The organism is Protofrankia sp. Cas3, assembly GCF_963555955.1.
In the GTDB taxonomy this organism is placed as follows: Bacteria; Actinomycetota; Actinomycetes; order Frankiales; family Frankiaceae; genus Protofrankia.
Genome location: NZ_CAUVXP010000061.1, coordinates 24148 through 30748 on the forward strand (window position 1 = coordinate 24148; position 6601 = coordinate 30748).

Here is a 6601-nt window from a genome sequence, read left to right on the forward strand (position 1 = left end):
CCGCTCTCCATTGCGTCGCCTCCCGGCCGTCGATCATCCGGGCAGAAGATTCACAACAGGCTATTACCGAGCGTTGACTCCGGCTGGGTCACCGCAGTGGCACCCCGAGACGACGGGTGCCCGCGGGGGTGTGTGCTGGCACACCGGGTGCTGCTGCCGGTATGTCAGACGTTGCTTCCCGCATCCCGGGCATCGGCCCGCAGACAGCCGTGACACGCTCCGCGGCGACCCGGCGGTCAAGGAGGGTGTGGTCGAGGTTTCGACAGATGACGAGCGACGCCCCGGCGGCCAGGGGACTGAGCAGCCCGGCGAGAAGCCCCTGCGGCGTGTCATAACCGGCCGTCGTCAGGATGCGGTCGTGTTCGGAGAGGTCCCAGGCCCTGGCGTAGTAGCCAGCCAGTCGCACCAGGATCCGCTGGTTTGCCGGTGGACGCGGTGGCGTGAAGCGGTCGCCGTGGGCGAGAACCTCCCCGGCGAAGTCGAGTACTCCCGGCATGGGCCGGGCGAGCCGTCCGCCCATCGGGTGCAACGACAGGGCGACGACATCGCCCTGCTCGCCCGCCGCGAGCGCGGCGTCGGCCGTCTGTTCGGTCAGGAACACCGCCGCCGGGGGATCGCTCTGATCGTCGGCGTCGGCGTCGGCGTCGGCGTCGGCGTCGGCGTCGGACCGGGTGACGGTGACGTGCGCGCCGGACGACCACGCTGCGAGGAGCACCACCGCGGTTTGCCAGTGCGGCGGCAGCGCGATGCGGATCGTGTCTCCCGGAGCGAGCCCGAGCGTGTCCACGAGCAGGTTCGCGGTCTTGGCAACCCAGTTGTCCACGGTGGCCGCGGACAGTTCGGTCCGCTCGCCGGTGGCATCGTCATAGAACGTCAGCAGTGGACGTGCCGAGTCGGCACGTACCCGGTGGGCGAGCAGCGCGGCGACCCCGTCCGCGCCGGCGGTGTCGGTCATTCCCGGGCGATCGGTCATGGCGGCGGGGTCGACGGCGTCTGGCGGTATCGCGGCGAGCGCGGCATCCAGAACGCGGTCCACCACGCCGTCAAGCAGACGTCCTGCCGGAGACGTCGATGCGGGCGACGTTGATGGTGTCATAGGACGTTCACGGTAGTTGACACCTCAGGGAAGCCGATGGGAATCGCGGTCACGCCGTGCAGGATGTGTTCGCGGGGGCGACCGTGGGCGGCGGAGGCGGGGCAGCTGCTGAGCCGGGGACCGTGGGAGCGGTACCGGTGGAGCTGGAGCCGGTGGAGGGTGTACCCCGGGAGCCGGGTAGGGACCCGGCCGGCGGCGCCTGCCCGCCGGTCACGCCCGTGAAGGAGGCCCCGAGCACGACGACGAGGCCGTTGCTGATCTTCGGGTCCTCGATCGTCTGCGATCCGGCGATCAGACCCGACAGTGCGCGCGCCGCGCCCTCCTGCCCGGCCGGGTAGCGGATCTCCGTGACGACCTGCCCGGCCGCACCGGTGGTGGGCCGCAAGGAACCGGCGAACCCCAGCGCGCCGAGTGCCGTGGTCGTCTGTACGGCCAGACCCGAACGGCCGGTCCTGTTGCGAACTTCGGCGATGGTCACCTGGTCCGGTGGCAGCGTCGGACTACCGGTTGCGCCCGCGGGGGCGTCGCCGCCGGTCGCGGGTCGAAGCGGCGCGAGGACCTGCCAGAGCCCGACCGGCTCGTAGAACAGCACATTGCCGTGAGGAGGGATGGTGCCCTGCTCGTCGGTGGCGCCTTCGGATTTCAGCGGTACATGGGTGGGGATCGTGATGAATTTCACTTTTCCGCTGCCGAGGCCACTCAACCGCTGCGCCATTTTGATCATTGCGCCGTTCTCGGTGAGACCGTTGTCAACCTTGAGCGACCCGCCGACGGCGCCGATCAATTGAGTGATCTTGACGGGGTTGGTCAGCACGCCTGCGCTGGTTGCCTTTTCGAGCAGCTTGGACAGGAACTGCTGCTGGCGGGCGACGCGGTAGGTCTCATCGGGTAGGGCGTGGCGGGTGCGGACGAAGGCCAGCGCCTGGTCACCGTTGAGGTGGTTGATGCCGAACTTTCCGCGCCACTGGGAGAAGTTGTCGTGCAGATTGGTCGTGCCGCCGCCGGGAAGCTGCGCGACGCACACGTCCACCCCGCCGACCGCGTCGGTCATGGTCTTGAAGCCAGCCAGATCGATCGAGATGAAATGATCGATCTTGAGGCTGGTCAGGTTCTCCAGCGTGCGGGTGAGCCCCTCGATGCCAGCGTAGGACAGGACGTTGGTGAGCTTGTCCTTCCCGTCATGGGGGGTTTGCGCGATGCCGGAGGCAACGGTCACGAGGGTGTCCCGGGGAAACGACACCAGGGTGACCGAACCGTCCGTGCCGAAGTGAGCGATGATCGTAGTATCCGAGCGGACCCCGTCGACCTGGCCGTACTCACCGTGGGTGCCCGCTCGGCTGTCGTCGCCGAGCAGCAGGATGTTCATCTCGCCCGGTCGCTCGGGCGGCCGGTCACCACCGGGCGACCATGCGACCCCGGTGACCGAGTCGTCGAAGTAGCGGTATGCCGCCCATCCGACGGAGCTGACGGCGAGAACCACCAGCGACAGTGCGGCCGCCGCGCCGACGGACAACGTCCGAAGCGGTGAGCGGACCGGGCGGCGCCGGAGGTTCGGCGGACGCCGTGGGCTCAGCTCTGGCGGCAACGCCGGCCGGCGTATGGATCTGCCACTCACCGGCTTTTTCGAACCTCCTTGACCGGAGCAATCGCGCGGCGCCTCGTCCACGAGCGAACATGCCCCTGTGCCTGATAAGGACGCTTAAAGCTCCTCTGACGTTGCCATGAGACGCAGGACACCCCACTACCGGGTGCCTGAAACAGCGGGCGGTAACGTTGAAGCTACTCGATATGGTCGCCAGTGGTCATCGGGAAGTGACGCGATCACGGGCGCTCTGAGACGTGGCTGGCTCAGAGGCGAAACTAGAAGGTGCAGCTGGCGGTCAGTTCCGTAGCGGTCACTGCCGGCGTCGTGGGGGCCGGACTCGGCGTCGGCGAGCTGTTCGCCGATCCCGTTGCACCCTTTGGCGGGTCACCCCCCGCAGCCGGGGCGGATGCCATTGCCTGGGTCGCGATCCCGTTGAAGTCGCTACCGACCACCAGGGTGACGTGCGTGCCCGCTGACTGGTCCTCGCGCAGCTCCACCCCGGGAATCGCGGCGGCCAGCGTCCGCGCAGCCGCGAGCCCGTCCGGGCCGTAGCGCACGAGCGTGGTCTCCGTGCGCCTGGGCTCGGCGCTTGCGACCCGGGCGATCCGGAATCCGGCCGCCGCGAGATCCCTGGCGGCGCTGCTCGCGAGCCCGCTGGTCGTGGTTCCGTTGAGGACGTCGACGGTGACCGCCGACGGTGGGACCGTCGTCGCTTCGGGCTGCGTGCCCGGCGTGCCCGGACCGCCCGTCGGGTTCGGTGCTGCGGTGCCGTGCCCGCGCAACGGCGCCAGGAACGTGTCGAGCTGGCCCGGATCGTAGAGCTGGACCGAGCCGAAGCGCCGGAGTTCCCCAGCGGAGTTCGCGCCGTCGGCCCTGGTCGGTTCTCGGACGGGGATCGTCTCGAAACTGATCGCGTCGGTGGACATCCCGCGCAGCCGGTTCGCGAGGTTGCGTAGGTCGTCCACGGTCGTGCCGTCGTCCACGGTCAGCGCTCCCGTCGCGGACGCGAGCAGACCCTCGAGTTTCGCCGGATTGGCGAGCACTCCGTTGCTTGTCGCCTTCTGGAAGACCGTGCTGATGAACTGCTGCTGGCGCCGGATCCGGTCGAAATCCCCGTCGGGCAGGCCGTAGCGTTGTCGGACGAAGGCCAGTGCCTGCTCGCCGTTGAGATGGTTCTCACCCACGACGCCGTGCCACTGGGACCACTCGTCGTGCAGGTTCGAGGTGCTGCCGCCCGGCAGCGGTCGCACACAGATGGTGACCCCGCCGATGGCGTCAGTCATGGCCTTGAAGCCGGCGAGGTCGATCGACACGAAGTGGTCGATTTTGATATTGGTGAGGCTCTCGAGCGTTCTGATCAACAGCGACGGGCCGCCGATCGTGATCGCCGCGTTCAGTTTGTTGCGGCCGTGTCCGGGAATCGTGACGAGGGTGTCCCGGGGAAACGACACCAATGTGGTTGTTCCGTTGGCGTCGAGGTGAGCAATCATGGTCGTATCGGAGCGCTGTCCGGAGACGACTTCGTCGCTCTGGTACTGGTTACCGGTGCCTTCCCGGCTGTCGGATCCGACCAGCAGGAAGTTCTCGGTCCCCGGCGGGGCCTCCGCCGGCCGTTCGGCCTCGTCGAGACCGAGCGGCACTCTGGTGATCTGGGCGTCGAAGTAGCGGTAGACGACGTAACCACCGCTGCTCACCGCGAGAACTGCCATTGACACGACGGCTGCGAGTGCGAGGGCCAGTTTCTGGAACAGGGAGCGCTGGGCTGGGGCGTCGTCCGCCCGGGGGTCGTCCGCATGGAGATCGTCGGCATGGAGATCGTCGGCATGGAGATCGTCGGACGGTTCCTGAGGCGGATCGGCCGGCGGGTCCACGTGAGTGTCCGGCGAAACGGTCACCGCGTCCGCACCTCCCACCCCCGCCGCGATCTGGCGCCGGTTCGCGGTCATGAACGTCGTCCACCTGCTGGTCGGTGCTGCCGAGCGGTCGCGGCCCACCCGGCACCGCCGATATCATGACCGACGTCGGTAATGCGGTGGCCATCTGTGGTCCTGGTTGCTGAAGGTACCCGCCCGAGGCGCAGCGCATGCGCGGAGCTGCGCTCCGCCATATGGCGAGCCGTATGCCTGGGTGGCCGGAGACAGTCGAAAACAATCTGATCATGTCCCCGTTCGCGTGTTCGGCTGCCTTTCAGGCAGGGGTGGGGCCCACGATAGGGTTCGGATCATGAAAGCTCTTGTTCTCGCGGGTGGCTCCGGAACGCGGTTGCGCCCAATCACCCATACGTCAGCCAAGCAGCTCGTTCCCGTGGCGAACAAGCCGGTGCTCTTCTACGGGCTGGAAGCGATCGCCGAAGCGGGTATCACCGAAGTCGGGATCATCGTAGGCGATACCGCGGCGGAGATCGAGGCCGCGGTCGGCGACGGTTCCGCGCTGGGTATCAAGGTCACCTACATTCGTCAGGAGGCGCCGCTGGGTCTTGCGCACGCAGTCCTCGTCGCACGTGATTTCCTCGCGGACGAGCCGTTCGTGATGTATCTCGGCGACAACCTGATCATCGGTGGTATCTCCGGGTTCGTGGAGGAATTCAAGCGTAGTCAGCCGGACGCGCTGATTCTGCTGACCAAGGTCTCCAATCCGTCCGCGTTCGGTGTGGCGGAGCTCGGCCCGCAGGGCCACGTCGTCCGCCTGGTCGAGAAGCCCGAGGAGCCGCCGAGCGATCTTGCGCTTGTCGGTGTCTACCTCTTCGGGGTGGCCGTCCATGAGGCGGTGCGGGCGATCAAGCCGTCTGGCCGGGGTGAACTGGAGATCACCGAGGCGATTCAGTGGCTGGTGGACCGTGGCCACGAGGTCGCGCCGCACCTGGTCGAGGGGTACTGGAAGGACACCGGGCGGCTCGACGACATGTTGGAGACCAACCGCCACCTGCTGGAGTCCCTTGAGCCCGACGTGCGCGGCGCGGTCGACGAGCACAGCACGATCGTGGGCCGGGTCGTGATCGAGGAAGGCGCGTCACTGGTGCGGTCCTCGGTGCGCGGGCCTGCGATCATCGGTCGCGGCACGACGCTTGTCGACTCCTACGTCGGCCCCTTCACCTCGATCTACTATTCGTGCACGATCGAGAACACCGAGATCGAGTACTCGATCGTGCTGGAGCGGGCGACGATCCGCGACATCGGACGCATCGAGGACTCGCTGATCGGCCGGGACGTCGAGGTCGTTCCGTCGGACGCCCGCCCGCGGGCACACCGCCTCATGCTCGGCGACCACTCGCGTGTCTCGGTGGCCACAACGTCCTGAGCGCGACTTTTTGATCACGGGGCGCCCGTCCGCGACGTCCGCCGGCGCGATCCCCGCGGACCTCGCGGACGGCCTCCGCCAGCGTGAGACACCCGAAAAGCACACAGAGGGTGAACGTGGCGATGGTGACACCTTCGGGAACAGGTGCCCAACGCCCGATGGCTGCGACGATGCCGACAATGTGCCGGATGGGAATGGACGCACCGGGCGGCAGCCAGTAATAGGAGCAGACGGCCCAGAGGGCCGCGCTCTGCATGGCCAGCGCGCCGGCCAGGACGGCGAGGCCGGCCAGCCGCTCGCGTCCCCTGAGTAGTCGGCCAAGCCCACCGGCGGTGACCACGGCGATGCCGACGATGCCGAGGTACAGATATCGGCCCTGGATGGCGATCGCACGGGTGGACCCCAGGTAGTCGGCATAGCTTCGCTGGCCGACCAGCAGATAGGCCAGGAAAACCGGCATGAGCAGGACCGGCGCACGCACGTGAACCCCCAGGCGGGTAGGCCGCCGGCCAGGCCGGATCACGCCGGCGTCCCGGCGGTGGGTCACAGCCGCGATGACACACCCGGTCACGGCGAGCGTCGCGGCGAGCGTCGCGACCCGGGACAGCGCAGGCGGTTCGAAC

4 protein-coding genes and 1 pseudogene are annotated in these 6601 nt (G+C 68.1%); 1 reads left to right on the forward strand and 4 read right to left on the reverse strand.

Features of this window, described 5'->3' with window-relative positions:
• Positions 1 to 88: 88 nt before the first annotated feature.
• The 3 genes from U9983_RS13470 to U9983_RS13480 all read right to left on the reverse strand — a co-directional run bounded on the left by U9983_RS13470 (position 89) and on the right by U9983_RS13480 (position 4627).
• Positions 89 to 1096 (reverse strand): TIGR03089 family protein, encoded by a 1008-nt coding sequence (locus U9983_RS13470; protein ID WP_322754351.1) that lies wholly within the window; start codon positions 1094 to 1096, stop codon positions 89 to 91.
• A 49-nt stretch (positions 1097 to 1145) separates the two neighbouring features.
• A complete protein-coding gene (locus tag U9983_RS13475; RefSeq protein ID WP_322754352.1) occupies positions 1146 to 2711 on the reverse strand; it encodes an LCP family protein in 1566 nt (521 codons plus the stop codon).
• 245 nt (positions 2712 to 2956) lie between these two features.
• Positions 2957 to 4627 carry an LCP family protein gene (locus U9983_RS13480; protein WP_322754353.1) on the reverse strand — a complete coding sequence of 557 codons (1671 nt, stop codon included), beginning with the start codon at positions 4625 to 4627 and terminating at the stop codon, positions 2957 to 2959.
• Positions 4628 to 4904: 277 nt separating this feature from the next.
• On the opposite strand from U9983_RS13480, the gene U9983_RS13485 reads away from it, so the two are divergent.
• Positions 4905 to 5978 carry a glucose-1-phosphate thymidylyltransferase gene (locus U9983_RS13485; RefSeq protein ID WP_322754354.1) on the forward strand — a complete coding sequence of 358 codons (1074 nt, stop codon included), beginning with the start codon at positions 4905 to 4907 and terminating at the stop codon, positions 5976 to 5978.
• Here U9983_RS13485 and U9983_RS13490 read toward each other — a convergent pair.
• Positions 5932 to 6601, reverse strand: a pseudogene (locus U9983_RS13490) (hypothetical protein); the annotation flags it as partial. The gene U9983_RS13485 and the pseudogene U9983_RS13490 overlap by 47 nt on opposite strands.